Below are 26,902 nucleotides of genomic sequence, written 5' to 3' on the forward strand. Positions count from 1 at the left end.
CGAACAAATGTTCGAGGGTCAGGTCTGGTGCTGCTCGCTCGGCGCGGGTGCTCGGGCGACTCCGTTGGCGACGTCGTCGAGCTGCAGCTCCAGGCGTACGACGGAGAGCCAGGCGGTGAGCCCGCAGCCGACGACCAGGAGGCCGATGAACTCGAGGTGCAGGCCGTTCCCGATCAGCAGGCCGGCCACGATCGGGCCGAGGATGGCCGCGGACTGGAACGCGCCCGCGGTGAGCGCGTTGTACCGCCCGCGCAGGTGGTCGGGGGCGAGGTCGTTGAGGATCACCGGCATCGTCGGCTGCAGCAGGGTCTCGCCGAGCGCGAACACCGAGGCGCAGGCGGCGACGAACAGGGTCGCCGCCACGGTCCCGGGCGCGATCCCGCTCGCCGCGAGCAGGAGCCAGCTGCCGGCCCACAGTGCCGACATCACGGCGATCACCCGGGTGCGACGGCGCCCTTCGATGCGTTGCAGCACGACCAGCTGGAGCAGCACGATCACGAAGGTGTTGGCGGCGAAGGCGAACCCGAGACCCCGGGTGGAGACCTCGCCGATCGCTCGGGCGTACGCCGGCATCCCCGCGTTCAGTTGGGAGTAGCCGACGAACCCGGAGACGAACATCAGCGTCGTCATCGTCCCCATCGCCGGCGCCCGGAGGATCTTCAGGTAGCTGGGCTTCTCGCCGTCCTCGACTCCGTCGGGGCTCGGCACCGGTCCGCCGACGTGGCGCAGCGGGATCAGCAGGATCAGCAGGCTCGGCACGTAGCTGAAAGCGTCGGCGACGTACATCGCCTGGAACGACGCGAGGCTGTCCACGTCGACGACGAGGCCGCCGATGATCCCGCCGATGCCGATCCCCAGGTTGAGCAGCGTGAAGTTCACGCCGAAGTAGCGCGCCCGGATCGGCGACGGCACGATCGACGCGACCAGGGCCTGCGCCGTCGGCCAGCCCATCCCGAACCCGACGCCGATCAGTGCGATGCCGATCGTGGTGCCCGGCAGGGTGGAGGTGAACGCGACAACCACCTGGCCGAGCGCGGTGAAGAGGATGACGCCGATCATCGCGATCCGCGGCCCGACCCGGTCGATCAGCATCCCGCCCGGCGCCGCCACGACCACGCCGGCGGCGGCCATCACCGCCAGCAGCACGCCGACCACGTCGAGCGAGTAGCCGCGCATCTCGTGGAGGTAGACGACCCAGAACGGCAGCACCAACCCGGTGCCGATGAACTCGAACGCGATCACCGACAGCATCAGCTTGCCCTCGCGCGGCAGGTCGTGCCAGAACGCGGACAGTGCGGGTCGGGTGGTCGAGGTGCTCATTGCGTTCGAGTCTGGCACCACGCGCCGACAGGGCGCACCCGGTTATCCGGCCGTCGGCGCCGCCGGTATGAAATGCCCCGAACCGGGGTACGACGGGCGATGATCCCAAAACGCCGTCGAGGTGGGCCGGGCCTCGCTATCGTGGCGCACGGAGGGGGTTGACGTGGCTGAGCAAGGTATTCCGGCGACACAGCGGGGGCGCAAGCACCTGTTGGTGCGCGAGTACGTGCGCTCGCTGATCGTCGACGCCGAACCCGGCAGCCCGGCGCCGTCCGAGCGCGACCTCGTCGAGCAGTTCGGTGTCGCCCGGATGACCGTCCGGCACGCCCTCGACGGGCTGGTCGCGCAGGGGCTCCTGGAGCGGATCCCTGGTCGCGGCACCTTCGTCACCAAGCCGCTGATCGACATGCAGATGCGGCTCTCGTCGTTCTCCGAGGAGATGGAGCGGCGCGGCAAGGTCCCCGAGTCCAAGACCCTGCTCGCACGCCGGGAGACCGCCGGTCCCGGGCTCGCGCGCGCGCTCGAGGCCGAGGTCGGTGCCCCGATCGTGCACTGGGAGCGGCTCCGGCTCGCGGACGGTCAGCCGATCGCCATCCAGCACGTCTACCTGTCCCTGGACACCTTCCCGCAGTTCCTCGACGACGCGCTGCCGTCGAGCCTGTACTACCTCTTCGCCGACCGCGACCTGATGCCGACCTGGGGCGAGGACTCCGTGGTGGCGGCGGTCGCGACCGAGGAGGAGGCGGAGGCTCTCGAGGTGGAGCCGGGTGCGCCGGTCCTGCACATCTCCCGGCGCTCGTTCTGCCGGGAGGTCGCGGTGGAGGTCACCCGGAGCATCTACCGGGCGGACCGCTACACCCTCTGGGTGCCGGTTTTACGCCCCGAGCACCTGCGCTGACCCCTGAGCGTCGCCATGCGCGGCACATGCCCGCGTTGTCGTCGGTCGACGTCCGCTCCGCTGCGCTCCGCCGAAGGACGCCTTCCCTCCTCCGCCTTGGCCTGCACCACGCCTGGCGACGCTCAGAGCCCAGTCTCTAGAGCGAACCGATCCGGCTGACCACCACGCCGGCCTCCTCGCACACCCAGGTCGGGTCCGGGCCGCCGAGGTCCGGGTCGACGTACAGGGAGTGGGTCGCGTCCTCGCAGGTCGTGCAGACCGGCCAGCGACCGGCGCGCTCCAGCAGCCCGTCCTGGACGTCCTGGGCGACCAGGCCGACGACGAACTCGCGACCGGCCGGCCACTGGTCCAGCCACCAGGCCCGTTGGGAGACGGCGTCCTCCAGCAACGAGACCGCGTCGGCGTCCGCGACGCCGGTCGCTTCCAGATCGTGCAACACCAGCGCGCGCGCCGCCATCATCGCCTCTTCGAGTGTCACGATGACCATTGTGTCCCCTGCCTGTGAATCGGCCCCGCTCCTCGAGGTCGTCGTGCTCCATGCTCGTGATGCCGCAGCCGCCACCGCGGGCGAGGCCGACCGGCTGCTGCTCGTCGCCCAACCCGAGCTCGGCGGGCGCGCACCGGAGCCGTCGGTGGTCTCCGCGGTGCTGCGCGAGACCGACCTCCCGGTCCGGGTGACGCTGCGGATCGCCGACTCGCTGCTGCTCGAGGACAGCCCGTACGACCGGCTGGTCACCCTCGCCCGGACCTTCGTCGAGCTCGGTGCCGAGGGGGTCTCGTTCGGCTTCCTGGACGGGCAGAACGACGTCGACCACCGGACCTGTACCGCCCTCGCCAACGACCTGGCCGGCGTGCCCTGGTCGTTCCACCAGGCCTTCGACGCTGCCTTCGACGCACGCCGTGCGTGGCGCGACGTCCTCGGTCTGCCGGGCCTGGACGCGGTGGTCTCGGCCGGATCCACCCGCGGCCTGGCGCGCGGCGCCGAGGAGCTGATCGGGCACGCCGCGACGAACCCGCGGATCGCCGCGCTCGCGCTCGCCTCCGGCGGCCTGGACGGTGCCCAGGTGCCCTGGCTGGTGCGCGCCGGAATCCGCCAGTTCGGGCTCTCCGACGAGGTCCGCCAGGACGGCTCCTGGACCAAGTCGTACGTCGACCCGGCCGCCGTGCGCGCCTGGCGGCTGCTCCTGGACGACGCCCACCAGCTCGCCCTCGGCATCCCGGTCGACTGACGATTCCGAATCGGTAACGCCGTCCACCGGTGTTCGCGAGAGGGTGGACAGCGAGCACCGTCCCGGGTGAGGGTGTGGGAGGTCTCGGAAAGGACTCTCATCTTGAAGCGTGTGATCGCCCTCGTCAGTGCCGCAGCAGTGGCAGCCAGCATCGCCGGATTCTCCGGAGCACAGGCGGCACCGGCCGCGCCCGCGGTCGGCGGGTTCACACCGACGCTGAGCGCCTGGGGAGAGTGCGCGGAGGACATCGAGTGCTCGACGCTCACCGTGCCGCTCGACTACGCCAACCCGGACAACGGCAAGACGGTGAAGCTCGCGCTCGCGCGCGCCGCCGCCACCGGACCGGCGTCGTCGTACCAGGGGATCCTGGTCGCCAACCCGGGAGGACCGGGCGGCGAGGGCCGAGGACTGGCCGGCTTCCTGAAGGGCAGCATCGCCGGAGCGAGCACGTACGACGTCATCGGCTTCGACCCGCGCGGCGTCGGTGCCAGCGTGCCGGCACTGCGGTGCAACTCCAAGTACTTCGGCGTCAACCGCCCGAACTACGTCCCGAAGACCAAGAAGCTGCTGACCTACTGGCTCACCAAGACGAAGCGGTACGCCCAGCAGTGCGGCCGGAGCAGCGCCGCCGTCCAGGGCCTGCTGCCGTTCATGACGACCCGGGACGTGGCCAAGGACGTGGAGAGCCTGCGCGTCGCGTACCAGGCGCAGCTGGCCTCGAACGTCCTCACCGCCTCGAAGGCGCCGAAGCTGGATGCGCTGAACTTCTACGGCTTCTCCTACGGCACCTACATCGCGCAGGTCTACGCGACGCTCTACCCGACCCGGGTCGGCCGGTTCGTCCTCGACGGCGTCGTCGACCCGACCCGTTGGTGGTACGGCGGCAACATCGAGCAGGAGATCGGTTTCGACCGGAACATCAACATCTACTTCAAGTGGCTGGCAGCCCACAACAAGACCTTCCACCTGGGCACCAGCGCGAAGAAGATCCGCAAGGGCTACTACGCGATGCTGAAGAAGCTCGACCGTCGCCCGGCCGCGAAGAAGCGCCTCGGCCCGGACGAGCTCAACGACGCCCTGGTCAGCGCCGGCTACTACATCTACGACTGGGTCGCGATCGGGCACGCCTACTCCGCGCTGGTTCGCCGGGGCAACGGCAACCCGCTCTTCCGGATGTACCGGGACGGCAACATGGGTGACGACAACGGCTACGCGGTCTACCTGGGTGTGCAGTGCTCCGACGTCAAGCGGCCGACCTGGGCGAAGCAGAAGGCGGACGCCGTCCGGCTGCACAAGAAGCACCCGTTCCTGACCTGGAACAACACCTGGTACAACGCGCCGTGCCTGAAGTGGCCGGCGCCGTCGCGGGCGAGGGTCAACGTCACCGGCTCGGGAGTCTCCGGGAAGATCCTGCTGGTCAGCGAGACCAAGGATGCGGCCACGTCCTACTCCGGAGCGCTGCGGGTGCGCGGTCTGTTCGCGAACTCGCGCCTGATCGCCGGTATCGGTGGAACCACGCACTCCAGCTCGCTCTCCGGCGTCGCCTGCGTGGACAACCGGATCGACGCCTTCTTCAAGACCGGCGCGCTCCCGGCCCGCCAGTCGGGGCGGCGTGCCGACGTCAACTGCCCGAAGCTGGCGCCGCCCTCGGTCTCCGGATCGTCGCGGGTCTCGGCCGGTGCCTGGACGCAGCCGTTGCACCGGCTGCTGATGCAGGCGCAGCGCCCGTCGGTTCGCTAGGCAGTGCCGGGATCGTCGATGCGGTCGAGGTCGCCTGCATCGACGATCCGGTAGGCGTAGCCCTGCTCCGCCAGGAAGCGCTGCCGGTTCTGGGCGAAGTCGGCGTCGACGGTGTCGCGCACCACGATCGTGTAGAACCGCGCGGTCTTCCCGTCCGCCTTCGGGCGGAGCAGCCGGCCGAGCCGCTGAGCCTCCTCCTGGCGTGAGCCGAAGGAGCCGCTGACCTGGATCGCGACGGCGGCCTCGGGCAGGTCGACGGAGAAGTTCGCGACCTTGGAAACCACCAGCAGGTTGATCTCGCCGGTGCGGAACGCGGCGAAGAGCTCCTCGCGCTCCTTCACGCTGGTCTCGCCCTTGATCACCGGGGCGCCGAGGTGCTCGCCGAGCTCGTCGAGCTGGTCCAGGTACTGCCCGATCACCAGGGTCTGCTCGCCGGCGTGCAGCGCGACCAGCTGCTCGGCGACCTGGGTCTTGCTGAAGGTGGTGCTGGCCAGCCGGTACCGCTCGTCCGGCTCGGCAGTGGCGTAGGCGAGCCGCTCGCCCTCCGGCAGGGTCACCCGGACCTCGACGCAGTCGGCCGGTGCGATCCATCCCTGCGCCTCGATGTCCTTCCACGGGGCGTCGAAACGCTTCGGCCCGATCAGGCTGAACACGTCGCCCTCGCGGCCGTCCTCGCGGATCAGGGTCGCGGTCAGGCCGATCCGGCGGCGGGCCTGCAGGTCGGCCGTCATCCGGAAGATCGGGGCCGGCAGCAGGTGCACCTCGTCGTACACGACCAGGCCCCAGTCCCGGGCGTCGAGCAGCTCGAGGTGCGGGTAGACGCCCTTCCGGCGCAGCGTCAGCACCTGGTACGTCGCGATGGTGACCGGGCGGATCTCCTTGCGGGCACCGGAGTACTCGCCGATCTCGTCCTCGGTGAGGCTGGTCCGCTTGAGCAGCTCGGCCTTCCACTGCCGGGCGCTGACCGTGTTCGTCACCAGGATCAGCGTCGTGGCCTGCGCGTGCGCCATCGCGGCCGCGCCGACGATCGTCTTGCCGGCGCCGCAGGGCAGCACCACCACGCCGGAGCCGCCGTGCCAGAACGAGTCGGCCGCCTGCTTCTGGTAGTCGCGCAGCGCCCAGCCGTCCTCGGTCAGCGCGATCGCGTGCGCCTCCCCGTCGACGTACCCGGCGAAGTCCTCGGCCGGCCAGCCGAGCTTCAGCAGCGCCTGCTTCAGGTTGCCGCGCTGCGACGGGTGCACGGCGATCGCGGCCTCGGCGTCCGGGAAGTCCTCGATGGGCTCGCCGAGCATCCCGGCGACCTTCTTGCTGCGGATCACCTCGGTGAAGACCGCCCGGTCGGTGCTGGCCAGGACCAGCCCGTGGGTCGGGTGCTTGTCCAGGCGCAGCCGGCCGTAGCGGTCCATCGTCTCGGCGATGTCGACGAGCAGCGAGTGCGGGACGGCGTACCGGCTGTACTTCAGCAGGGCGTCGATGACCTGCTCGGCGTCGTGGCCGGCGGCGCGCGCGTTCCAGAGCCCGAGCGGGGTCAGCCGGTAGGTGTGGATGTGCTCCGGCGAGCGCTCCAGCTCGGCGAACGGGGCGATCGCGCGGCGCGCCTCGACGGCCAGCTCGTGGTCGACCTCGAGGAGGACCGTCTTGTCGGACTGGACGATCAGGGGGCCGTCGTTCATGGCGTCATCACTTCCTGAGCCTAGTTCGCGTCCGCGGGCCGGCGGACCTCGGTGATCCGGTGCACGGCGAAGGTGCGGACCTCGTCGCTGCGCTCGTCGTACGCCGACACCTGGCCGCCGCCGACCTCCAGCGGCCGGACGACCCGCTCGGTCGCGGTGCCGTGGTTGTCGAGGTAGCCGATCCAGACCTCGGTCCTGGCCTCGACCGCCTCGCGGAGCACGGTCATCACGTCGGCCGGGGTCCGGGCGGGACCGCGGGACGGGCGCTCGGCGGCGGCCCGGTCGCCGGCGCGGACGGCGGCGACCACCGCGGACGTCCGGGCCGCGAGCCGGGCCTCGCCGACTCCGGCGCGGGTCGCCTTCGGGGTCCGGGAGCGGCGCTCGTCCGGCCGGGCCACCCGGACGGTGCCGTCGGCGGCCTCGACCACCGGAGCGGTGCCGAGCTCGCGCAGCCGGGGGAGGAGCACCTGCAGCGGGACGTCGGAGATCACCACCGTCGGCGCGATCCGGCGCAGCCGTAGCGAGGCTGCGGCGCTGTGGTGCATCAGCTCGGTCAGGGCGGTCTCGTCGTCACTGCGCAGGAACGACTCGGCCACGCCGACCCGCACCGTGCCGAACCGGCGGGCGACGTCGTCGACGAGGACGTCGAGCGCCTGCGGGACCGGGGTCCGCGACGACGCTCGGAGGAAGTCCTTGACCTCGATCGCGGACCAGCCGGAGTCGAAACCGCGGCGTACCGAGTCGACGCTGAAGCGGTAGACGGTCGCGCCGCCGCGGGACTCGACGTTGGCGAGCAGTGCCAGCCGGCGGCCGAACTCCTGCTCGAGCGGACCGGGGGCCACCGCGGTGAGGTCGGCCTGGATGAGCACGTGGTCGATCGGCGTCGGGAGCAGGTCGCTCAGCAGCGGGATCGGATCGGCGCCCTCGACGAGGGCCCGGCCGAAGCCGCTGACGCCGTTGAGCCCGACGATGCCGATGGCGGACGCCTCGTCCAGCACGGTGCCGGTCAGCTCGAGCCGGGTACGGGTCCGTCGCGGGTGCTGGTGCCCCAGGCGCGCCACCAGGGACGCGGCCCCGGTGCCGGCGGCGAGCGCCCGTCCGGGGGCGAGGTCCAGCAGGGCGCGCAGGATGCTGCGGCGGTCGCCCGGCAGCCAGGCCCGTTCCAGCCCTCCGGACAGCGCGTTGACCGGGCGGTCCCCGTCGCGGCCGCCGACCAGGGAGACCAGCCGGGGGTTGTCCAGCCAGGCCTGTGCCAGGCCCAGCCAGCGGTCGGCCGCCGGGCCGGCGATCCAGGCGTCGTACGCGTCGGTCGGCAGCCAGGCGGAGTCGAGGTCGTCGTCCATCCCGAGGGCGATCAGCCGGGCTGCCGACAGCGTCTCCACGATCAGTGCGGCGGTCGGCAGGTCCGCGTGGATCAGGTCGGCGGCCGCACGCAGGTCGCGCACCCCGAGCCCGCCCGAGCGCAGCCCCGCTGGCGGGTGGCTGCTCCACGCGTCGAGGATCATCTCGGCACGCCGGACCAGCTCGTACGCCGCCCCGGCCGCCGCGCGATCGACCAGGCCGGCGTCCCGTGCCCCGTCCGCCAGCTCCGGCGGTACGTCGATCCGGTCCCGGGTCGAGACGCCGTCGCGCAGCGCCAGCCGGACCGTCCACGGCACCACCACGTGCCGGTCGTCGCGGGCCATCAGCAACCGGCGGGCGAGGAGGTGCTCGGTCGGCGTCGTCGCGTCGGCGACCTTGATCGACCGCCGGGCGTCGGCGACGGTGCCGGCGGCATCGGTCTCGTCCAGGTGGTCGAGGATCGCGCGGGCCCGGTCGTCGATCCCGGCCAGCGCGGTGGCGACCTCCTCGGGCGGCGGTCCGCCGGGGAGTCCGATCAGCTCGGCCAGGATCGTGATCGGCCGCCAGGCCGACGAGGAACCCCAGATCAGGGCCAGCGCCGCCAGCCGGTCCAGGGCCTTGGCCACGTTCTCGGGGTCGGCGTTGAGGAGGCGCGCCAGGTCGTCGGTCGCGACCGGGGCGACCTGGACCAGGGCGGTCAGAGTCTCCAGCTCGAGCCGGTCGAGCAGGTCGAGTGCGCGGACCACCGAGACCCTGACGACCGAGCGCGACGCGAGCTGCGCGGAGTCCACCGGAGCCGGGACGGCGAGGTCCGGGCGAGCCTCCAGCAGCGCGGCCAGCTGCTCGTCGGACCAGGCGCGGAGCTGGTCGGCGAGCGTGCGCGGCGCTGCGGAGGTGGACATCCGACCAATTCTACCGGCCGGCCGAATCGCTGGCCGGGTCCGGAACCAGCTAGGTGGCAGGATCGGCGCATGGCAACGATCTCGGCTCGCGGTCTGAGCAAGTCCTATGCGGGCAAGCCCGCCGTCGTCGACCTCTCCTTCGACGTCGAGCCCGGCAGCGTGACCGGCTTCCTCGGTCCCAACGGCGCCGGCAAGTCCACCACGATGCGGCTGATGCTCGGCCTGGACCGGGGAGCCGGCAGCACCCGTTTCGACGGGAAGGCCTTCACCGACCTCGACCAGCCGATGCGGCACGTCGGGGCGCTGCTGGAGGCCAAGCCCTTCCACCCGACCCGGACCGCGCGGAACCACCTGCGGATGCTCGCGGCCGCGAACGGCCTCGGCAGCAAGCGGGTCGACGAGGTGCTCGCGATGGTCGGCCTGGTCGAGGTCGCCCGCGCCAAGCCGAAGGGCTTCTCGCTCGGGATGGGTCAGCGGCTCGGCCTGGCCGGCGCCCTGCTCGGAGACCCGCACACGCTGATCCTCGACGAGCCCGCCAACGGGCTGGACCCGCAGGGCATCCAGTGGATGCGGCTGTTCCTGAAGTCCCTGGCCGCCGAGGGCCGCAGCGTCTTCGTCTCCAGCCACCTGCTCTCGGAGATGGCGCTGATGGCCGATCACCTGGTCGTGATCGGCAAGGGCGCGATGATCGCCTCCGGCCCGATCGCGGAGTTCGTCCGCAGCTCCCAGCAGAACGCCGTGATCGTGCGGACCCCCGACGTCGAGGCGCTGGCCCGGCTCGCCCAGGAGCACGGTGGCGCCGTGGCCCGGGAGGACTCGGGCGCGCTCTCGATCACCGGGCTCGCCGTCGAGACGCTGGGCGACCTCGCCTTCGAGAACCGGATCCGGCTGCACGAGCTGACCGCGAAGGTGGCGACGCTCGAGGAGGCGTTCCTGGAACGCACCGCCGGGGCGGAGGAGTTCCAGGCGCAGGGACTTCCGCCGGTGACCGAGGGAGGTGCCGGATGAGGGACGCGCTCGCCTACGAGTGGACCCGGATCCGCACGCTCCGCTCGACCTGGTGGCTGACCGGTCTGGCGATGGTCCTCGGGGTCGGCATCTCGGGCCTGTTCTCGTGGGGGATCCACCACGAGTTCAGCACGACCGGGGTCTCCTCGGGCGACCTCGACGGCCTCGGCGGGATCCTGGTCACCCAGCTCGCCGCGACCGGCCAGATCCCCAGCGTGATCTGCTTCGTGCTGGCGATCCTCGGCATCTTCTCCTGGGGGCACGAGTACCGGCACGGGATGATCCGGGCCTCCCTCACCGCCCTGAACTCGCGACGCGACCTGTGGCTGGCCAAGTACCTCGTCGTCGGCGCCTGGGTCGCGGTGGTCGCGCTCACGACCCTGCTGCTCGCCGGGCTGCTGGGCCAGCTGGTGCTGCACGCGTATGCAGACGTGCTGACCGCCGAGACGTTCGGGGTGATCGGCCGGCAGGTCGTGTACGGCGTGCTGCTGACCTGGCTCGGGATGGCCTTCACCTCGATCACCCGCTCGCAGGCGTTCGCGCTGGTCTCGCTGTTCCTCTGGCCGTTGCTGATCGAGAGCCTGGTCTTCGTGTTCTTCTCGTTCATCCCCGGCCTGAAGGACCACACCGACCTGCTCCGGTTCCTGCCGTTCCAGGCCGGCGGCAAGATCGTCAACGTGCTGGAGAACTCGAGCAGCACCTTCGGCGACCCGCTGTCCCCGGTGGGCGGGTTCGTGGTCTTCGGCGGCCTGGCCGCGGTCCTGATGGCGGCGTCGTACGTGCTGTTCCGCGAGCGCGACGCCTGACGCCGTCGTGTCCGACCGGCCACGTACGCTGGCCGCATGGGTGCTGAGCTGGTCGTCGGGTTCGACCTCGACATGACCCTGATCGACACCGTGCCCGGCTTCATCGCCACCCTGGAGGCGCTCGGTGCCGAGCTGGGGGTCGACTTCCCGGCGGCCGAGATGAGCAGCAAGCTGGGCCCGCCGCTGGAGCAGATGATGGCGCCGTACCTGCACGCCGACGCGATCGATGCCGCCGGGGACCGTTTCCGGGCGCTGTACCCGACCCACGCCGTGCCGCCCACTCCGGCGCTCCCCGGCGTCGCCGAGGCACTCGCCGCGGTCCGCTCCGAGCACGGCAGGATCGTGCTGGTCACCGGCAAGTACGCACCGAACGCGCAGCTGCACGTCGACCACCTGGGGCTCGACGTGGACGCGGTCGAGGGCTGGGTCTGGGGTGCGGCGAAGGGGACGGCGCTCGTCGAGCACGGTGCCAGCGTGTACGTCGGCGACCACGTCCACGACGTCGAGGGAGCCCGGGCCGCGGGAGTGCTCAGCGTCTCGGTGCTGACCGGCGGGTGCTCCCGCGAGGAGCTGGAGGCGGCCGGGACCGACGTCGTTCTCAACGACCTCACCGAGTTCCCCGCCTGGTTCGGCGAGCACCTCCTCGACCAACGGCTGGCGGCACTGAAGGAGCACCTCGGCCGGCTCGGCTCGGTCCTGGTCGCGTTCAGCGGCGGGGCGGACTCGGCCTTCCTGCTCGCCGCCGCCGTCCGCGCGCTCGGGCCGGACCGGGTGGTCGCGGCGACGGCGTACTCGGACGCGCTTCCGCTCGCGGAACGGCAGCCCGCACTCGACTTCGCGGCCGGGCTCGGGGTCCGGGTGCTCACCCCCGCGACCGACGAGCTGGCCCGGCACGGCTACGTCGCCAACGCCGGCGACCGGTGCGCGTTCTGCAAGTCCGAGCTGCTCGACGTCCTGGCGCCGCTCGCGGCCGGAGCCGGGCTGGCGGCCGTCCTCACCGGCACCAACGCCGACGACGCCCGGGCAGGGTTCCGGCCCGGGATTGCGGCGGCCGCCGAGCGCGGCGCGGTGACACCGCTGCTCGACGCCGGGCTGACCAAGGCGCAGATCCGGACCGCCTCGCGCCGGTGGGGCCTGGTGACCTGGGACAAGCCGGCGGCGGCCTGCCTGAGCTCACGGATCGCGTACGGCATCGAGATCACCCCGGCCCGGCTGGCCCGGGTGGAGCGGGCCGAGGCGGCGGCCCGGGCGGCGTTCGCTGCTGCCGGCCTCCAGGTCCTCGATCTCCGGGTCCGCGACCTCGGCGAGAACGCGCGGCTGGAGGTGGACCGGGTGCTCGCCGGCTCGGTCCCCGAGAACGTGCTGGTCGCGGTCCGGGACGCCGGATTCGCCGCGGTCGAGGTCGATCCGCTCGGGTTCCGCTCCGGGTCGATGAACGAGCTGCTCGAGGATCCGGAGCGCTACCGCTGAGGGGTGCCGGGTTCAACCCGTTCGCCTGATCCGGCGCTGGCCCCGTACGCTGTGCCTTCGCAATCGTGTTGGAGAGAAAGGCTGAACTGGTGCCCACCGGGAAGGTCAAGTGGTACGACGCCGAGAAGGGTTTCGGCTTCCTGTCGCGCGAGGACGGTGACGACGTCTACGTCCGGTCGTCGTCCCTGCCCGAAGGAGTCGACACGCTCAAGGCGGGAACCCGCGTCGAGTTCGGCGTTCTCTCCGGCCGCAAGGGCGAGCAGGCCCACCAGGTGCGGGTGCTCGACGCCCCGCCGTCGGTGGCGGCTGCCCAGCGGCACGCCCAGCGCAAGAACCCCGAGGACATGGTCGGCATCGTCGAGGACCTGATCCGGCTGCTCGAGAACGTCGAGGAGGGGTACCGGCACGGCCGGCACCCCGACGGCAAGACGGCCAAGCCGACGGCGAAGCTGCTGCGCGGGCTGGCGGACCAGCTCGACCTCTAGGCTCCGGCAGGAGCGGGCAGGTCCCTGCGGCGGCCGATCAGGACGAAGACCGTCCAGCCAATGATCAGCGCCGCCAGCAGCATCAGCCCGACGACCGGGTGCCCGCTCGGCAGCGCCACGCCCAGGAAGCCGCCGATCACCCAGGACAGCTGCAGCACCGTCTCCGAGCGCGCGAACGCCGAGGTGCGGTGCGTCTCGGGGACGTCGCGCTGGATGGTCGCGTCCAGGGCGAGCTTGCCCATCGCCTGGGCGATGCCGATGGTCAGTCCCAGCGCCACGCACGCCACCAGGCCGTAGAACAGCGCGGCGCAGACCGCGGCGATCGCGTCGGCGATCAGGCCGACGACCACCACCACGGCCGGGTTGATCTTGCGCAGCACCGACGTCAACCCGATGCCGATGGTGTTGCCGAGGCCCGCCGCGCCGATCACCAGGCCCAGCAACCAGGTGGTGTCGTGGTTCCAGTTCTCGAACGGGTTCTGGGTCAGCACGAACGCCATGAACATGGTCAGGAAGCCGGAGAGCAACCGCAGCCCGACGTTGCACCGGAGCGCGAAGACGATCGTGTTCGGCAGGTGGAACCGCTCACGCCGTCCCACCGGCTGCTCGCCGGCGGTCGCGTCGGCCTGGGCCGGCAGCAGGATCGCCAGGATCGTCGCGCCGGCGAAGACCACGAACGCGTAGCGCAGCGACCACTGCCCGCCGGCCGTCGCGGCGAGGGCGGCCAGCGGGGCGGACAGGGCACCGCCGATGACACCGGCCAGCGAGATCCGGCTGTTCGCCTTCACCAGGGTCTGGTCGCTCGGCAGCAGCCGGGGCACCGTGGCCGCGCGGGCGACGCCGTACGCCTTGGACGCGATCAGGCAGCCCAGGGCGGTCGGGTACAGCGCGACCGAGTTGCTGGCGACGGCGTCCGCCATCATCCAGCACATGAAGGCCCGGAAGGCCATCGTGAACCCGATCGCCCAGCGGCGGCCGTGGCTGAACCGGTCCAGGAACGGCCCGAGCAGCGGCGCCACCACCGCGAACGGCAGCATCGTCAGGCCGAGGAACAGCAGCACCGGGCCCCGGGCGCCGCCCGGGTCGGCGAAGAAGATCGTGCCGGCCAGCGAGATCGCCACGGCGGCGTCGCCGGCGGCGTTGAACGCGTGCAACTCGATCAAGCGGGACAGCCCCGAGTCGCCGGCGCCCTCGGCCCGGGCGGCCCGGCGGGCGGCCCGGAACGCGGTGGTCATCCCGCGCCCGGTGACCCGGCCGGCGGCGATCACGCCGCGCGCACCCGCGGCGACACCGCGCCCGGTCGCGTCGGCGACCTTGTCCCCGCGGCGGACGTCGGCACCGGCGGGCACGGACAGGTCGTCCGGGAGCTCGCGGGTGACGTCGTCCTCGGGTTGCATGCGCCCATCCTGCCAAGTCCGGGGTGGGAACGCGGGGCCGGGGAGACACGACGTGCCCGGATGGGGGAGAATCCCTGGGTGATGATGACCGAGGACCTTGCCGTGGGCGCCGTCGAGGCTGCCCGCGCCGCCCTGCTCGAGCAGGTCGGCGATGCCGTCGTCGGCGAGCACGTCGAGGCCGTGGCCGAGGACGAGGGCGTCGTCACCCACTACTTCGCGTCGGTGCAGGCCGGCTACCCGGGCTGGCGCTGGGCGGTCACGGTCGCGCACGCGCCCGGCCAGGACGCGGTCACCATCGACGAGGTGGTGCTGCTCCCCGGGCAGGACTCGATCATCGCGCCGCCGTGGATCCCGTGGCGCGAGCGGATCAAGCCCGGCGACCTCGGTCCCGGCGACCTGCTCCCGGTGGACGAGGACGACCCGCGCCTGGTGCCGACGTACCTGACCGGTGACCCGGGTGACGACCCGGACTTCGTCGAGGCGAACCGTCAGCAGGCCAAGGCCGTCGCCGACGAGCTGGGCCTCGGCCGGGTCCGGGTGCTCTCGGTCGAGGGCCGCGACCTCGCGGCCCAGCGCTGGTACGACGGCGAGAACGGCCCCGACGTACCGCTCGCCCAGTCCGCTCCGGCGCTCTGCGGCTCCTGCGGCTTCCTGATCAGCCTCGCCGGACCGCTGTCGGTCGGGTTCGGGGTGTGCGCGAACGAGTTCGCGAACGACGACGGCCGGGTGGTGGCGATGCGGCACGGCTGCGGCGCCCACTCGGAGGCGCAGCTGCGCAAGAAGCAGCTCCCGCCGCCGCTGCCGGATCCGGCGTTCGACACGATCAGTCGCGGGGACCTCGAGAACTTCTGATTCCCCCGGACGTCGAGACGCCGTGACGTACGTGCAGTCTCAGTCGTCGACCGCAGCAGACCGCGCGGCCCGGCGGCGCCTGCAGAAGTCCCAGCCGACGAGCCCCAGCCCGAAGCCGGCGACGCACGTCCACAACCACCACAGGTGACCGTCCTCCTTGAGGCTTCCGGAGAACGGCAACAGCATCAGGAAGGCGATCCCCCAGAGCAGCGTGCCGACGGCGAGGGTGCGGACACCGTCGACGTCGAGCGGGTCGACGTCGGCGACGATGTACGTCCGGTTGCCGATTTCGTGGACGACGGGCTGCTCTTCTGACACCCCTTCAATGTAACGGTTCCGAGATCTCCTGGCTCGGGGGAGTAGGCAGCGGGCCCGGTCTCTGCCACGATGCGGTCCCGTGGACACCTTCTTCAAGATCACAGAGCGCGGTTCGACCGTAGGTCGGGAAATCCGCGGCGGCATCGTCACGTTCTTCACGATGAGCTACATCATCGTGCTGAACCCGATCATCCTCAGCCAGGTGCAGGACGGCGAGGGCGGTTTCCTGGGCGGCACGAAGGACAACTTCACCATGATCGCCGCGGGCACCGCCCTGGTGGCGGGCGTGCTGACCATCCTGATGGGCGTGGTCGCCAACTATCCGCTGGCGCTGGCGACCGGCCTGGGTCTCAACGCCTTCGTGGCGTTCTCGGTCGCGAGCCAGATGACCTGGGCGGACGCGATGGGCCTCGTCGTCCTCGAGGGCCTGATCATCCTGGTGCTCGTGCTGACCGGGTTCCGCCAAGCGGTCTTCCAGGCGGTGCCGTCGGAGCTGAAGGTCGCGATCTCGGTCGGGATCGGCCTCTTCATCACCCTGATCGGATTCGTCGACGCCGGCTTCGTGCGCAAGGCGGTCGGGACGCCGCTGCAGCTGGGCCAGGACGGCAACCTCGCCGGATGGCCCGTCCTCGTCTTCGTGATCGGCCTGATCGTGGTGATCGGCCTCTGGGTGAAGAAGGTCAAGGGCGCGATCCTGATCACGATCGTCGCGACCACGGTCCTCGCGATCGTGGTGGAGAAGATCGGCGAGTTCGGCAGTGCGCAGGGCAACCCGAAGGGCTGGATGCTCAACGTGCCCGCGTGGCCCGACAAGATCATCGAGAAGCCGGACTTCGGCACGCTGGGCGAGTTCAGCCTGTTCGGGTCGTTCCAGGAGGTCAGCGCGGTCACGGCGATCCTGCTGGTCTTCACGCTGCTGCTGGCGGACTTCTTCGACACCATGGGCACGATGACCGCGATCGGTGCGGAGGCGGACCTGCTCGACGAGGAGGGCATGCCGCCCAACACCCAGCGGATCCTGATCGTGGACTCGATCGCCGCGGCCGCCGGTGGTGCTGCCGGTGTCTCGTCCAACACGTCGTACATCGAGTCGGCCTCGGGCGTGGGCGAAGGCGCTCGGACCGGTCTGGCATCCGTCGTCACCGGACTGCTCTTCCTGGTGGCGATCCCGTTCGCGCCGCTGGTCGACGTGATCCCCAGCGAGGCGGCCGTTCCCGCGTTGGTGCTCGTCGGCTTCCTGATGATGCAGCAGGTCAAGGGCATCGACTGGGACGACGTCGACGTCGCGATCCCGGCGTTCCTGACGATCGTGCTGATGCCGTTCACGTACTCGATCTCGGCCGGTATCGGCGCCGGCTTCCTGGCGTACGTGCTGATCAAGGTGGTCCGCGGCAAGGCGAGCCTGGTGCACCCGCTGCTCTGGGTGATCTCGGTGCTCTTCGTCGTCTACTTCGCGATCGACCCCCTCACCCGCTGGCTCACCTAGTTCGTTGAACGGGCCCTAGTGGTCCATCGAGTGGGCCCTTTCTGTTCGTACGTCGAACGGGGAGGGCCCACTCGTCTGCAGGAGCGGCCCGTTCGTCGGATATTCGGGCCGGTTCAACGGGAATGCTTAGCCTAGGTAATGAGTTATGCTAACGATATGACTCCGACCGTCGAGACTGTGGCCCGCACGGATGCCGGCCTGGCCAGCGAGCTCCGGCTCAGCGTGGCGAGGCTGGCCCGGCGGCTGCGCAACGAGCGCGACCCGCAGAACCCGCTGAGCGTCGGCGCGATGAGCGTCCTCGGTGTCCTGATCCGCTGCGGCGAGAGCACCATCGGGCAGCTCGCGGCCCACGAACGGGTGCAGCCGCCGTCGATGACCCGCACGGTGACCTGGCTGGCCGACGAGGGCTACGTCGTACGGCGTGCGTCGGACTCCGACGGCCGGGTCGTCCTGATCGACCTGACCGAGAAGGGCCGGCAGACCCTGTACGCCGACCGCCGGCAGCGCGACGCCTTCCTGGTGCGCCAGCTGGCCCACCTGACCCCCGAGGAGCGCGCCCTGGTCCGCCAGGCGGCGCCCCTGATCGAAAGACTGGCAACGATTTGAGCGACCTGACTTGAGCCCCACCTTCCGCGCCCTCCGCATCCGCAACTACCGCCTGTACGCCCTCGGCGGCGTCGTGTCGAACACCGGCACCTGGATGCAGCGGGTCGCGCAGGACTGGCTCGTCCTGACCCTGCACCACGGCAGTGCCGCCGAGGCCAGTACGGCGCTCGGCATCACCACCGCGCTGCAGTTCCTCCCGATCCTGCTGCTCTCGCCGTACGCCGGCCTGGTCGCGGACCGGATGCCGAAGCGGCTGCTGCTCCAGCTGACCCAGGCCTGGATGGGGGCGACCGCCCTGGTGCTCGGCGTGCTGGCCCTGACCGGCGTGGTCGAGCCGTGGATGGTCTTCGTGCTCGCGTTCCTGTTCGGCTCCGGTGCCGCCTTCGACGCACCGGCCCGGCAGTCCTTCGTCAGCGAGATGGTCGGCGCGGACGACCTCTCCAACGCGGTCGGCCTGAACTCGGCCTCCTTCAACCTGGCCCGGCTGATCGGCCCGGCGCTCTCCGGCCTGCTGATCGCGGCGCTCGGCGCCGGGGTGGCCGCGAGCGGCGCGGTGATCCTGTTCAACGGCCTCAGCTACCTGGCGGTGATCGGCGCGCTGCGGTCGATGCGGACCAGCGAGCTCACTCCCGTCGACCGGGCGCCCCGCGGCAAGGGGATGATTCGCGACGGGGTCCGGTACGTCCGCAACCGGCCCGACCTCAGCATGATCATGGTGGCCGCGTTCTTCGCCGGCACCTTCGGGATGAACTTCCAGATGACCTCGGCGCTGATGGCGACCCAGGTCTTCGACAAGGGGCCGGGCGAGTACGGCGTCCTCGGCTCGACGCTCGCGCTCGGCTCGCTGACGGCGGCCCTGCTCGGCGCGCGACGGGTCGGCAAGCCGCGCCCCCACTGGGTGATCTTCGCCGGCCTCGGGTTCGGTGCCGTCGAGGTCGGACTCGGCCTGATGCCGTCGTACCTCGCCTTCGCGGTGGCCACGCCGCTGCTCGGCTTCTTCCTGCTGACGATGCTCAACTCTGCCAACACCAGCGTGCAGCTCAGCGTCGCCCCGGCGATGCGCGGCCGGGTGATGGCGCTGTACATGATGGTGGTGATGGGCGGGACCCCGATCGGCGCGCCGATCGTCGGCTGGGTCGGCGCCGAGTTCGGTGCCCGCTGGACGCTGATCGGCGGGGGCGCGATGTCGATCCTCGGGGTGCTGATCGCGGCGGTGGTCTTCGGCGGCAGCTCGAACCCGTTGCGCCGGCGCCGCTCGGTCGCCTCCGAGGCCGAGGTCGAGGCGGCGCTCGCCTAGACTCGCCGCATGAATCCCCGGTACCGACGCCTGGTGATCACGGGCGCCCTGGTGGGGCTGATCGTCATCGTCGTGGTCTCGAAGCTCGTCAGGTGATCGAGCCCCTCGCCCCCGCGCTGGACCGGGTCCGGGACCGGCTGCTCGACCCGGACTCGCTGATCCGGGCGCTGGCCGGCGGTCGCCGCAAGGGCCAGCGGCCGTCCTGGACCCGGGTCGAGCTGCGCTACGTCGACCTGAAGGCCGGACGCCGCCTCCAGATCACCCGGTACGACGACACCCAGGCCCACGTCGCCAACCACGGGCCGGAGGACGCTCCGCGTGCGGTGGACGAGCTGCTGGCCGAGCCGTTCGGCAACTGGCACGTCGAGACGGCCGCCGAGACGCTCCAGCTGCGGGTGACCAAGGGCGGTGAGGCTGCGGTCGGGACCACCGCCGGACCCGGGTCGGTCCCGGAGCGCAGCCACGACCGCAGCAAGGCCCGGATGCTCCCCGAGGACGACCCGGTCCTGGTCGCGCTCGGGATCAGTGACGCGGACGGCCGGGTCAAGCCGTCGCGGCGGGCCAAGTACCGCCAGGTGGAGGAGTTCCTCCGCGAGCTCGGGGCGAGCATCGACGACGCCCTGGCGGCGGTCCGGCTCCGGCCCACCGCCGAGTCCCCGCTGCAGGTCGTCGACCTCGGGTGCGGCAACGCCTACCTCACGTTCGCGGCGCACGCCTGGCTGACGCGGGTGCGCGGCCTGCCGGTGCGCCTGGTCGGCGTGGACGTCAAGGAGCAGTCCCGGGCGCACAACACCGGGGTCGCCGAACGGCTCGGCGTCGCCGACCAGGTCACCTTCGTGGTGGCCGGGATCGACGACGTCGTGCTGGAGACCGCGCCGGACGTGGTGCTGGCGCTGCACGCCTGCGACACCGCCACCGATGACGCGCTGGCCCGCGGGATCGGCTGGGAGGCGACGCTCATCCTGGCCGCGCCGTGCTGTCACAAGGACATCTCCCGGCAGCTGCGGGAACGGCCGGCCCCGGCGCCGTACACGTTGCTGACCCGGGACGGGATCCTGCGCGAGCGGCTGGCGGACACGCTCACCGACGCCCTGCGCGCCGCCCTCCTGCGGACGCGCGGCTACCGGACCGACGTGGTCGAGTTCGTCGACAGCGAGCACACGCCGCGCAACACCCTGATCCGGGCCGTGGCGACCGGGTCGAGCGCCCCTGACGACGAGTACGTCGCGCTGACCAGCGCCTGGCAGGTCCGGCCCCGGCTGGCGGAGCTGCTCGGATGACCGTTGCCGGCGGCCTGCTCGGCGCCGTCCTGGTGGCTGCCGTCGCGGGAACACCGGTCTTCGCGTTCGACGACCCGGAGATCTCCGAGTCCAGCGGCCTGGTCGACCTCGGCGCGCTGATGGTCACCACCAACGACTCCGGCGGCGGTCCGCTGGTCTACGTGGTCGACAAGGCCGGGCGGACGGTCGGGCGGACCACGTACACCGACGAGGTCGTCGACGTCGAGGCGTTGGCGCCGGCCGGTCCGGACGAGGTCTGGGTCGGCGACATCGGCGACAACCGGGAGGCCCGGTCGCGGGTGCAGGTCTACCGGGTGCCGGTCGGGCGCGGCGACCGCACGGTCGCGGCGCCGTCGTACGACCTGGTCTATCCGGACGGTCCGCACGACGCCGAGTCGCTGCTGTACGGCCCCGACGGCCGGCTCCGGATCGTGACCAAGGGCATCATCGGCGGCCAGGTCTACGTGGCGCCGAAGAAGCTCGACCCGGACCGGCCGAACCGGCTCCGGGCCGGCCCGGACGTGTCGCTCTGGGCTACCGACGCGGCCCTGTTCCCCGACGGGAAGCACGTGATCGTGCGCGGCTACGGCAGCGCGATGGTCGCGAGGTTCCCGTCGTTCGAGCCGCTCGGGATGTTCGGCCTGCCGAACCAGGAGCAGGGCGAGGGGATCTCGGTCGGGAGTTCCGGCCGGATCCGGGTGAGCTCGGAGGGCGTGCACAGCCGGGTGCTCCAGGTCCGGTTGCCGGCGGAGATCCGGGCGAAGCTGGCGGACCGCCCCGAGTCGTCGCCCGGCCAGGACGCCACCCCGGCCACGGGGCACGACGACGCGGTGAGCCTGACCGAACGCTGGGCGCTCCCGGTGGTCGGCGGAGTCCTGCTCGGAGGGGCGATCCTGACCGGGGTCCTCGGCTGGCTGATCCGGCGGCGCCACTAGGGCGGGATCGGCGTACCTGTCGGTAGTCGCAGGCTCCGTTAAGGTGCGATCCGTGGACGCGAGTATGCAGCCCAAGCCGCCGAAGGGCCTCCGCGCGAGGCTCAACGCGAAGCTGAAGGCCAGGGTGCGCTACTGGGTGGACGGCGCGGAGATCGTGCACTGGGACGATCCACGGCAGCGGATCACCTGGGACGCCCCGTCGTACCCGACGGTCAAGCTGCTCGAGTCCTTCCGGGGCAAGGGGTCGGCCGTCCACCTCGGCGCGTACTCGGGCATGCACTACACCGCCGTGGTGATCACCGGGGGCCAGCACCACCTCGACTGGGTGAGCATCATGCACGCCCACGAGGAGGACGGCCAGTGGTCGGTCCAGGAGGAGAACCTCATCGAACGCGGCCCGGTGCAGGTCGGCTCCGACGTCTGGGTCGGGTTCGAGGCGCTGATCATGTCCGGCGTCACCATCGGGCACGGTGCGGTCGTCGGAGCACGGGCCGTGGTGGCGAGCGACGTCGAGCCGTACTCGGTCGTCGTCGGCAACCCGGCCCGGCACGTGAAGTACCGCTTCGACGAGCCGACCCGCGAGGCCCTGCTCCGGATCTGCTGGTGGGACTGGGACAAGCGGAAGGTCGCCGCGCACAAGGACCAGATCCACGGCCCCGAGGTGGCGGCGTTCGTCGCCGCCCACGACCCGGCCCTCGGCACGCCGTCGTGCCCGGTCTGCGCCGCCGGCTGGTAGTCCCCGGGCATCGAGCTGTCCCCGGACAACGAGCAGGCCCCCGGGCATCGAGCAGTCCCCGGACATCGAGCTTGTCGAGATGCCTGAACGTCGGGCAGGAACTCAGCCCCCGGCAGCCGGCTTCGGCGCCTTCGGCGGCGGCTCGGCCAGCACCTCCATCGACCCCGGGATGATTCCCCGGCGCTCGGCCACCTTGCGGGCCGGGACGCCGAAGACGCAGGCGAAGTCGGCGACGTCGGAGAGCACCACCGAGTTCGCGCCCACCTGGGCGTAGTTGCCGATCGTCACCGGGCCGACCAGGACCGCGTTCGCGAGCACGATCGCGCCGTCGCCGACGACCGGGTAGTCGTCCTCGCCGGCGGGGGTGTCCGGCTGCTTCACGCCGGCGGTGACCGCGCCCCCGAAGGTGACGTTCGCCCCCATCCGCAGACCGTTGCCGATCACGGTGCCGCTCGGGTGCGGCAGGAAGAAGCCGGGGCCGATGTCCATCCCGGGGACGAAGTCCGCGCTGAACAGGTACATCCCGACCGAGCGCCACAGGAACGGTCGCCGGACCTTGCCCTTGCGGAAGCCGACCTGCTGGGCGCGTAGCACGACGCAGGCGAAGAGGCCCGGGTTGGAGATGCCGCGCAGGATGACCCGCAACCAGCCGCGCTCACCGGGGCGGTACCGGCCGAGGTCGGAGAAGACGAGATCTCGGAAGCTGAGGCCCTCGGAAGAGGTCACGATCGCCATGGCGGACACCGTAGTCGAGTAGGCCCTTCTGGTCAGTCGAGTGGGCCCGTTCTGGTCGCAGGGGCGGACAGAACGGGCCCACTCAACGGGTATTAGGGCCTACTCGACGTTGCTCAGAGTGCGTTGACGACGTAGTCGATCGAGGCGGTGAGGGCCTCGATGTCGGCGGGGTCGATCGCCGGGTACATCGCGATCCGGAGCTGGTTGCGACCGAGCTTGCGGTACGGCTCGGTGTCCACGATCCCGTTGGCGCGCAGCGTCTTGGCCACGTCGTCGGCGTTGATCGACTGGTCGAAGTCGATGGTGCCGATCACCAGCGAGCGGTTGGCCGGGTCCGCGACGTACGGGGTCGTGTACGACGTCTTCTCGGCCCACCCGTAGAGGGCGTCCGAGCTCGCCGTGGTCCGCTCGACCATGCCCTTCAGTCCGCCCTGGCTGTTCATCCAGTCGAGCTGCTCGGCCATCAGGAACAGGGTGGCGACCGAGGGGGTGTTGTAGGTCTGGTTGAGCCGGCTGTTGTCGATCGCGGTCTTCAGGTCGAAGAACGGCGGGATGTACCGGTCCGAGGCCTGGATCCGCTCGGCGCGCTCGATCGCGGCGGGCGAGAAGAGCCCGAACCAGATGCCGCCGTCCGAGGCGAAGCACTTCTGGGGCGCGAAGTAGTACACGTCGGTCTCGGCGACGTCGACCGGCAGGCCGCCGGCGCCCGAGGTGGCGTCGATCAGCACCAGCGAGCCCTGGTCCGCTCCGGCGGGCCGGGCGATCGGCGCCATCACGGCCGTCGAGGTCTCGTTGTGCGCCCACGCGTAGACGTCGACGCCCGCCTCGGCGACCGCGTCCGGGCGCGAGCCCGGGTCGGTGGCGATCACCGACGGGGCGTCCAGCCACGGGGCGGCCTTCACCGAGCTGGCGAACTTGCTCGAGAACTCACCGAAGGTCAGGTGCTGCGACTTCTTCTCGATCAGGCCGAACGCGGCGATGTCCCAGAACGCGGTGGCGCCGCCGTTGCCGAGGACGACCTCGTAGCCGTCGGGAAGGCTGAACAGCGCGGCGAGGCCGTCGCGGACCCGGCCGACGGTCTGCTTCACCGGAGCCTGCCGGTGCGAGGTGCCCATCAGCGAGGTGCCGGTCGCGGCGAGCGCGTCCAGGTGGGAGGTCTGGATCTTCGAGGGGCCGGCGCCGAAACGTCCGTCGGCGGGCTTGAGGCTGTCGGGGATCTGGATCGCGTCGGTCACTTCTGGTCCTTGGAGTCGAAGGGTGAGGCCTGACGACGCTGTCAGCAGGTCTCTATTGTGACAGCACCGACCACCCTAGGCATAACGGATAGGACCCGATGGACGCGCACGACGCCGGCTGGCGCATCGAGCAGTGCCTGATCACCGACCCGGACGCCGCTCGCCTGGTCGAGGAGGTCCAGCTCGAGTACGTCGCCCGCTACGGCAGCCGGGACGACACCCCGCTGCTTCCCGGTTATTTCGAGCCGCCCTCGGGGGCGTTCTTCGTCGGCTACCTCGCGGACGTCCCGATCGCCACCGGTGCCTGGCGGCAGCGCGACGACGTCGACGCGCTCGGCAGCTCCCGGTCCGCCGAGGTCAAGCGGATGTACGTCGCCCCGGCCGGTCGCGGGCGCGGCCTCGCTCGGGCGGTGCTCGCCCACCTGGAAGCGACCGCGCGGGCGGCCGGTGCGGAGGTGATGGTCCTGGAGACCGGGACCGGGCAGCCGGAGGCGCTGGCGCTCTACGCGTCCTCGGGGTACCAGCCGATCCCGGGCTTCGGCTACTACCGGAACTCGCCGCTGAACCGCTGCCTGGCACGGCGCCTGGACTGACGGCCCGGACGGACGGCCCGGGTCTACCAGCGGTCCGGCACACTGGCCCGGTGCCCGGCCTCCCCGACGTGAACAGCCTCGACCCCTACCTGGTCGTCGGCATCGCGGTCGCGCTGGTGCTGGTGCAGACGGCGCTGGTGATCGGCTTCCTGGTGCCGGGCGGCAAGGCGGCGGTGCTGACCGGTGTCCTCGCCGGCCTCGGTCACGTCCCGGTGCTGGCGGCGCTCGCCGGCATCGTCGGCGCGGCGATCCTCGGGGCGGCCGTCGGCTACCTCCTCGGGCGGCGGTACGGCGACCGGATCTTCGAGCACCGCTGGCTCACCGGCCAGCGCCCGCGGATCGACGCGGCCCGGGACCTGCTCCGGCAGCGGGCCGGGTTCGCCCTGATGGCGGGCCGTTCGGTGGCGGTGCTGCGGGCCACCTCACCGGCACTGGCCGGCGCGTCCGGGGTGCCGGCGCGGCAGTTCCTGCTCTGGAACGTCGCCGGTGCGCTGGTCTGGGGGAGCGCCATGGTGGGGCTCGGCTACCTCGGCGGCTCGTCGCTCGCGGGTGTCGTCGGCGATCTCCCGCCGGCCGTGCTGGCCGGGCTGGTGGTCGCGCTGCTCCTCGGCTCGCTGCTGGCCGTACGTCGTCGCGCCGGCCGTCGCGGCGCCTCGGGTCCCGACCGGGCGGCTCCGGCCGGGACCTCGGCCACGTCCTAGACGACGTCGCGCCGTCGAACCAGCCAGAGGGCGATCAGCGGCAGCAGCACCAGGTAGCCGATCGTCGTCCAGAGCGCCTGCCCGGAGCCGACGGTGTCGAGCAGGCCCGGTGTGGTGTCCGGCCCGTCGACGCCGACCAGCTGGCCGACCAGCGAACCCATGACGGTCCCCGGCAGCACGTGGGTGAAGGCCTCCACCCAGGAGAGCGAGCTGCCGACGCCGCGGAGCAGGTTCTCGATCACCAGACCCCAGACCAGGCCGAGGCCGACCGAGACCGCCGGGCCGCGGGCCAGCGTGCCGAGCAGGTAGCCGGCCATCGCCCAGGTCTCCATCACGAGCAGAGCGATGCCGTAGGAGTGCAGCATCTCGCCGAGCCCGGGCAGCGCCGTCGAGCCCGACTCGGCAAGGGCGACCGCGAGCGACATCGCGTAGTCGGTGACCAGCGTCGCGGTCACCACGCCCGCCACCAGGGTGCCCAGCGCGGCCAGCGATCCGATCGCGGTGCTGGTCCGGGAAGGTCCCTGGGTCAGCACGGTCTTCCACGAGCCCCAGCCGTAGCCGTTGCCGGCGACGATGGCGCCGAGCACCATCATGATCGCGCCGCCGAACATCGGCATCCCCTGCGGCAGGCTGGTCGGCAGGGCCGCCGGCAGCATGTCCGCCAGCAGGTCGGCACGGCTCTGGCCCTCGGTGGAGAAGTTGCTCTCGCCGCTGCTGTAGGTGAGGTAGTTGAAGAGGTAGGCGAACATCGCGTTCATCGCCAGCCAGGACCCGATGGTCACCCAGACTGCCGGCCACTTGCGTAGCCGGAGCAGCTCGGCCCGGGTGCTGCGGGCGATCTCGACGGGAGTGTCTGCCGCCGCGGTGGCGGCGCGGGGTGCGGTGGTCGTGCTCATCGGACGTTCTCCAGGGTCGGGGCCTGCGCGTGCAGGCGGTCGGTGGGGGAGCTGTCGGTCATCTCGAAGAAGACCTCCTCGAGGGTGCGTTCGCTGATCACGACCTCGTGCAGGTCGGCGCCGTCGGCGACCAGGGCGCGGACCACCTCCGGCGTCCGGTCCGCCGGTACGTCGAGCAGGACCGACTGGCCCTCGAGGTGCACCGCCTCCTCGCCGGCGATCCGCATCGCGGTCGCCAGCACCCGGTCCACCGGCGACCCGGTGACCCGCAGCCGTCGGCCACCGCGGAGCTCGGCGACGGTCGACTCGACGAGCAGGCGGCCGCCGGCGATGACGCCGACCCGGTCGCAGATCTCCTCGACCTCGGCCAGCAGGTGGCTGGAGAGCAGCACCGTCTGGCCGCCGCGGGCGAGGTCGACGATCAGCGCCCGCATGTCGGCCATCCCGGCCGGGTCGAGGCCGTTGGTCGGCTCGTCGAGCACGATCACGTCGGGGTCGCCCATCAGGGCGCTCGCGACGCCGAGCCGCTGCTTCATGCCGAGCGAGTAGGCCTTGAACCGGTCGTCGCCGCGATCGGCGAGGTCGACCCGTTCGAGGGCGGCGTCCACGACCGAGTCCGGGAGCCCGCGGTAGCGCGCCATCGTGCGGAGGTTGTCGCGGCCGGAGAGGTAGGGGTAGAAGCCGGGGCCCTCGATCAGGGCGCCGACCCGGGCGGTCACCTCGGGCCGCCCGGCCGGGAGCCCGAGCACGGTCGCGCTCCCGGAGGTCGGCCGGATCAGACCGAGCGCCATCCGCAGGGTCGTGGTCTTGCCGGCGCCGTTGGGGCCGAGGAAGCCGTACACCTCGCCGCGCCGTACGGACATCGAGACGCGGTCGACGGCGAGCCGCCCGGTCTCGGCCTTGCCGTACCGCTTCACCAGGTCCTGGGTCTGCATCACGAATTCACTCATGGCACCACCCTGG

General features: G+C 71.6%; 26 protein-coding genes. 16 read left to right on the top strand and 10 right to left on the bottom strand.

The window, feature by feature from the left end; genetic code table 11:
- Positions 1-18 precede the first annotated feature (18 nt).
- Positions 19-1,320 carry an MFS transporter gene (locus EFK50_RS00540; protein WP_123225598.1) on the bottom strand — a complete coding sequence of 434 codons (1,302 nt, stop codon included), beginning with the start codon at positions 1,318-1,320 and terminating at the stop codon, positions 19-21.
- Between the two features lie 163 nt (positions 1,321-1,483).
- On the opposite strand from EFK50_RS00540, the gene EFK50_RS00545 reads away from it, so the two are divergent.
- Entirely contained in the window at positions 1,484-2,218 is a 735-nt protein-coding gene (locus EFK50_RS00545; RefSeq protein ID WP_246003962.1) for a GntR family transcriptional regulator, read from the top strand.
- Between the two features lie 136 nt (positions 2,219-2,354).
- Here EFK50_RS00545 and EFK50_RS00550 read toward each other — a convergent pair whose 3' ends face one another.
- Positions 2,355-2,696 carry a hypothetical protein gene (locus EFK50_RS00550; RefSeq protein WP_425454362.1) on the bottom strand — a complete coding sequence of 114 codons (342 nt, stop codon included), beginning with the start codon at positions 2,694-2,696 and terminating at the stop codon, positions 2,355-2,357.
- A gap of 1 nt (position 2,697) precedes the next feature.
- Between EFK50_RS00550 and EFK50_RS00555 the strand changes: the two genes are divergently transcribed.
- On the top strand, positions 2,698-3,447 hold the full coding sequence (locus EFK50_RS00555) for a copper homeostasis protein CutC (protein WP_123225600.1): 750 nt from the start codon (positions 2,698-2,700) through the stop codon (positions 3,445-3,447).
- Between the two features lie 111 nt (positions 3,448-3,558).
- Positions 3,559-5,187, top strand: a complete 1,629-nt coding sequence (locus EFK50_RS00560; RefSeq protein ID WP_123225601.1) for an alpha/beta hydrolase — start codon at positions 3,559-3,561, stop codon at positions 5,185-5,187.
- Here the strand turns inward: EFK50_RS00560 and EFK50_RS00565 are convergent.
- Both EFK50_RS00565 and EFK50_RS00570 read right to left on the bottom strand, forming a co-directional pair.
- Positions 5,184-6,860: a DNA repair helicase XPB gene (locus EFK50_RS00565; protein WP_123225602.1), complete on the bottom strand. Its 1,677-nt coding sequence runs from the start codon at positions 6,858-6,860 to the stop codon at positions 5,184-5,186. The two genes, EFK50_RS00560 and EFK50_RS00565, sit on opposite strands and share 4 nt — an antisense overlap.
- Positions 6,861-6,880: 20 nt before the next feature.
- Positions 6,881-9,103, bottom strand: a complete 2,223-nt coding sequence (locus EFK50_RS00570) for a helicase C-terminal domain-containing protein (RefSeq protein WP_123225603.1) — start codon at positions 9,101-9,103, stop codon at positions 6,881-6,883.
- A 69-nt stretch (positions 9,104-9,172) separates the two neighbouring features.
- On the opposite strand from EFK50_RS00570, the gene EFK50_RS00575 reads away from it, so the two are divergent.
- From EFK50_RS00575 to EFK50_RS00590, 4 genes are all read left to right on the top strand, one after another.
- Positions 9,173-10,111, top strand: a complete 939-nt coding sequence (locus tag EFK50_RS00575; protein ID WP_123225604.1) for an ATP-binding cassette domain-containing protein — start codon at positions 9,173-9,175, stop codon at positions 10,109-10,111.
- Positions 10,108-10,917 carry an ABC-2 transporter permease gene (locus EFK50_RS00580; protein ID WP_123225605.1) on the top strand — a complete coding sequence of 270 codons (810 nt, stop codon included), beginning with the start codon at positions 10,108-10,110 and terminating at the stop codon, positions 10,915-10,917. Before EFK50_RS00575 ends, EFK50_RS00580 begins: the two co-directional genes overlap by 4 nt.
- 36 nt (positions 10,918-10,953) lie before the next feature.
- Positions 10,954-12,387 (top strand): ATP-dependent sacrificial sulfur transferase LarE, encoded by a 1,434-nt coding sequence (gene larE / locus EFK50_RS00585; RefSeq protein ID WP_221177223.1) that lies wholly within the window; start codon positions 10,954-10,956, stop codon positions 12,385-12,387.
- A gap of 89 nt (positions 12,388-12,476) precedes the next feature.
- Positions 12,477-12,872: a cold-shock protein gene (locus EFK50_RS00590; protein ID WP_123225606.1), complete on the top strand. Its 396-nt coding sequence runs from the start codon at positions 12,477-12,479 to the stop codon at positions 12,870-12,872.
- On the opposite strand, the gene EFK50_RS00595 is transcribed toward EFK50_RS00590, so the two are convergent.
- Positions 12,869-14,269 (bottom strand): MFS transporter, encoded by a 1,401-nt coding sequence (locus EFK50_RS00595; RefSeq protein ID WP_246003963.1) that lies wholly within the window; start codon positions 14,267-14,269, stop codon positions 12,869-12,871. The two genes, EFK50_RS00590 and EFK50_RS00595, sit on opposite strands and share 4 nt — an antisense overlap.
- A gap of 81 nt (positions 14,270-14,350) precedes the next feature.
- Between EFK50_RS00595 and EFK50_RS00600 the strand changes: the two genes are divergently transcribed.
- Entirely contained in the window at positions 14,351-15,121 is a 771-nt protein-coding gene (locus tag EFK50_RS00600) for a DUF3027 domain-containing protein (RefSeq protein ID WP_221177231.1), read from the top strand.
- 39 nt (positions 15,122-15,160) lie between these two features.
- On the opposite strand, the gene EFK50_RS22405 is transcribed toward EFK50_RS00600, so the two are convergent.
- Positions 15,161-15,439 carry a DUF2530 domain-containing protein gene (locus EFK50_RS22405; RefSeq protein WP_246003964.1) on the bottom strand — a complete coding sequence of 93 codons (279 nt, stop codon included), beginning with the start codon at positions 15,437-15,439 and terminating at the stop codon, positions 15,161-15,163.
- Positions 15,440-15,500: 61 nt separating this feature from the next.
- Here EFK50_RS22405 and EFK50_RS00610 point away from each other — a divergent pair, with 61 nt between their 5' ends.
- The 6 genes from EFK50_RS00610 (at position 15,501) to EFK50_RS00635 (ending at position 21,779) form a co-directional block, all read left to right on the top strand.
- A complete protein-coding gene (locus tag EFK50_RS00610; protein ID WP_246003971.1) occupies positions 15,501-16,925 on the top strand; it encodes an NCS2 family permease in 1,425 nt (474 codons plus the stop codon).
- Positions 16,926-17,081: 156 nt separating this feature from the next.
- Positions 17,082-17,531 carry a MarR family winged helix-turn-helix transcriptional regulator gene (locus EFK50_RS00615; RefSeq protein ID WP_246003965.1) on the top strand — a complete coding sequence of 150 codons (450 nt, stop codon included), beginning with the start codon at positions 17,082-17,084 and terminating at the stop codon, positions 17,529-17,531.
- A 10-nt stretch (positions 17,532-17,541) separates the two neighbouring features.
- The gene (locus tag EFK50_RS00620; protein WP_123225611.1) at positions 17,542-18,828 is read left to right on the top strand and encodes an MFS transporter; all 1,287 of its coding nucleotides are present in this window, start codon (positions 17,542-17,544) and stop codon (positions 18,826-18,828) included.
- Positions 18,829-18,920: 92 nt separating this feature from the next.
- The gene (locus EFK50_RS00625; RefSeq protein ID WP_123225612.1) at positions 18,921-20,108 is read left to right on the top strand and encodes a class I SAM-dependent methyltransferase; all 1,188 of its coding nucleotides are present in this window, start codon (positions 18,921-18,923) and stop codon (positions 20,106-20,108) included.
- Positions 20,105-21,043, top strand: a complete 939-nt coding sequence (locus tag EFK50_RS00630; protein ID WP_123225613.1) for a hypothetical protein — start codon at positions 20,105-20,107, stop codon at positions 21,041-21,043. Before EFK50_RS00625 ends, EFK50_RS00630 begins: the two co-directional genes overlap by 4 nt.
- Before the next feature lie 52 nt (positions 21,044-21,095).
- Complete coding sequence (locus EFK50_RS00635) at positions 21,096-21,779, top strand: LbetaH domain-containing protein (protein WP_148046006.1); 684 nt, start codon at positions 21,096-21,098, stop codon at positions 21,777-21,779.
- A gap of 102 nt (positions 21,780-21,881) precedes the next feature.
- Here the strand turns inward: EFK50_RS00635 and EFK50_RS00640 are convergent, their stop codons facing one another.
- Complete coding sequence (locus EFK50_RS00640; protein WP_123225615.1) at positions 21,882-22,514, bottom strand: serine O-acetyltransferase; 633 nt, start codon at positions 22,512-22,514, stop codon at positions 21,882-21,884.
- Positions 22,515-22,627: 113 nt separating this feature from the next.
- On the bottom strand, positions 22,628-23,749 hold the full coding sequence (gene serC, locus EFK50_RS00645) for a phosphoserine transaminase (protein WP_123225616.1): 1,122 nt from the start codon (positions 23,747-23,749) through the stop codon (positions 22,628-22,630).
- Positions 23,750-23,847: 98 nt separating this feature from the next.
- On the opposite strand from serC, the gene EFK50_RS21975 reads away from it, so the two are divergent.
- A complete protein-coding gene (locus EFK50_RS21975; protein ID WP_123225617.1) occupies positions 23,848-24,342 on the top strand; it encodes a GNAT family N-acetyltransferase in 495 nt (164 codons plus the stop codon).
- A 50-nt stretch (positions 24,343-24,392) separates the two neighbouring features.
- Positions 24,393-25,043, top strand: coding sequence for a DedA family protein (locus tag EFK50_RS21980; protein ID WP_183407630.1), 651 nt, complete (start codon positions 24,393-24,395; stop codon positions 25,041-25,043).
- On the opposite strand, the gene EFK50_RS00660 is transcribed toward EFK50_RS21980, so the two are convergent.
- Positions 25,040-25,939, bottom strand: coding sequence for an ABC transporter permease (locus tag EFK50_RS00660; protein WP_246003966.1), 900 nt, complete (start codon positions 25,937-25,939; stop codon positions 25,040-25,042). The genes EFK50_RS21980 and EFK50_RS00660 overlap by 4 nt on opposite strands.
- Positions 25,936-26,889 carry an ATP-binding cassette domain-containing protein gene (locus tag EFK50_RS00665; protein ID WP_123225618.1) on the bottom strand — a complete coding sequence of 318 codons (954 nt, stop codon included), beginning with the start codon at positions 26,887-26,889 and terminating at the stop codon, positions 25,936-25,938. Before EFK50_RS00665 ends, EFK50_RS00660 begins: the two co-directional genes overlap by 4 nt.
- Between the last annotated feature and the right edge of the window lie 13 nt (positions 26,890-26,902).

Source organism: Nocardioides marmoriginsengisoli, from assembly GCF_003725695.1.
Taxonomy (GTDB): domain Bacteria; phylum Actinomycetota; class Actinomycetes; order Propionibacteriales; family Nocardioidaceae; genus Marmoricola; species Marmoricola marmoriginsengisoli.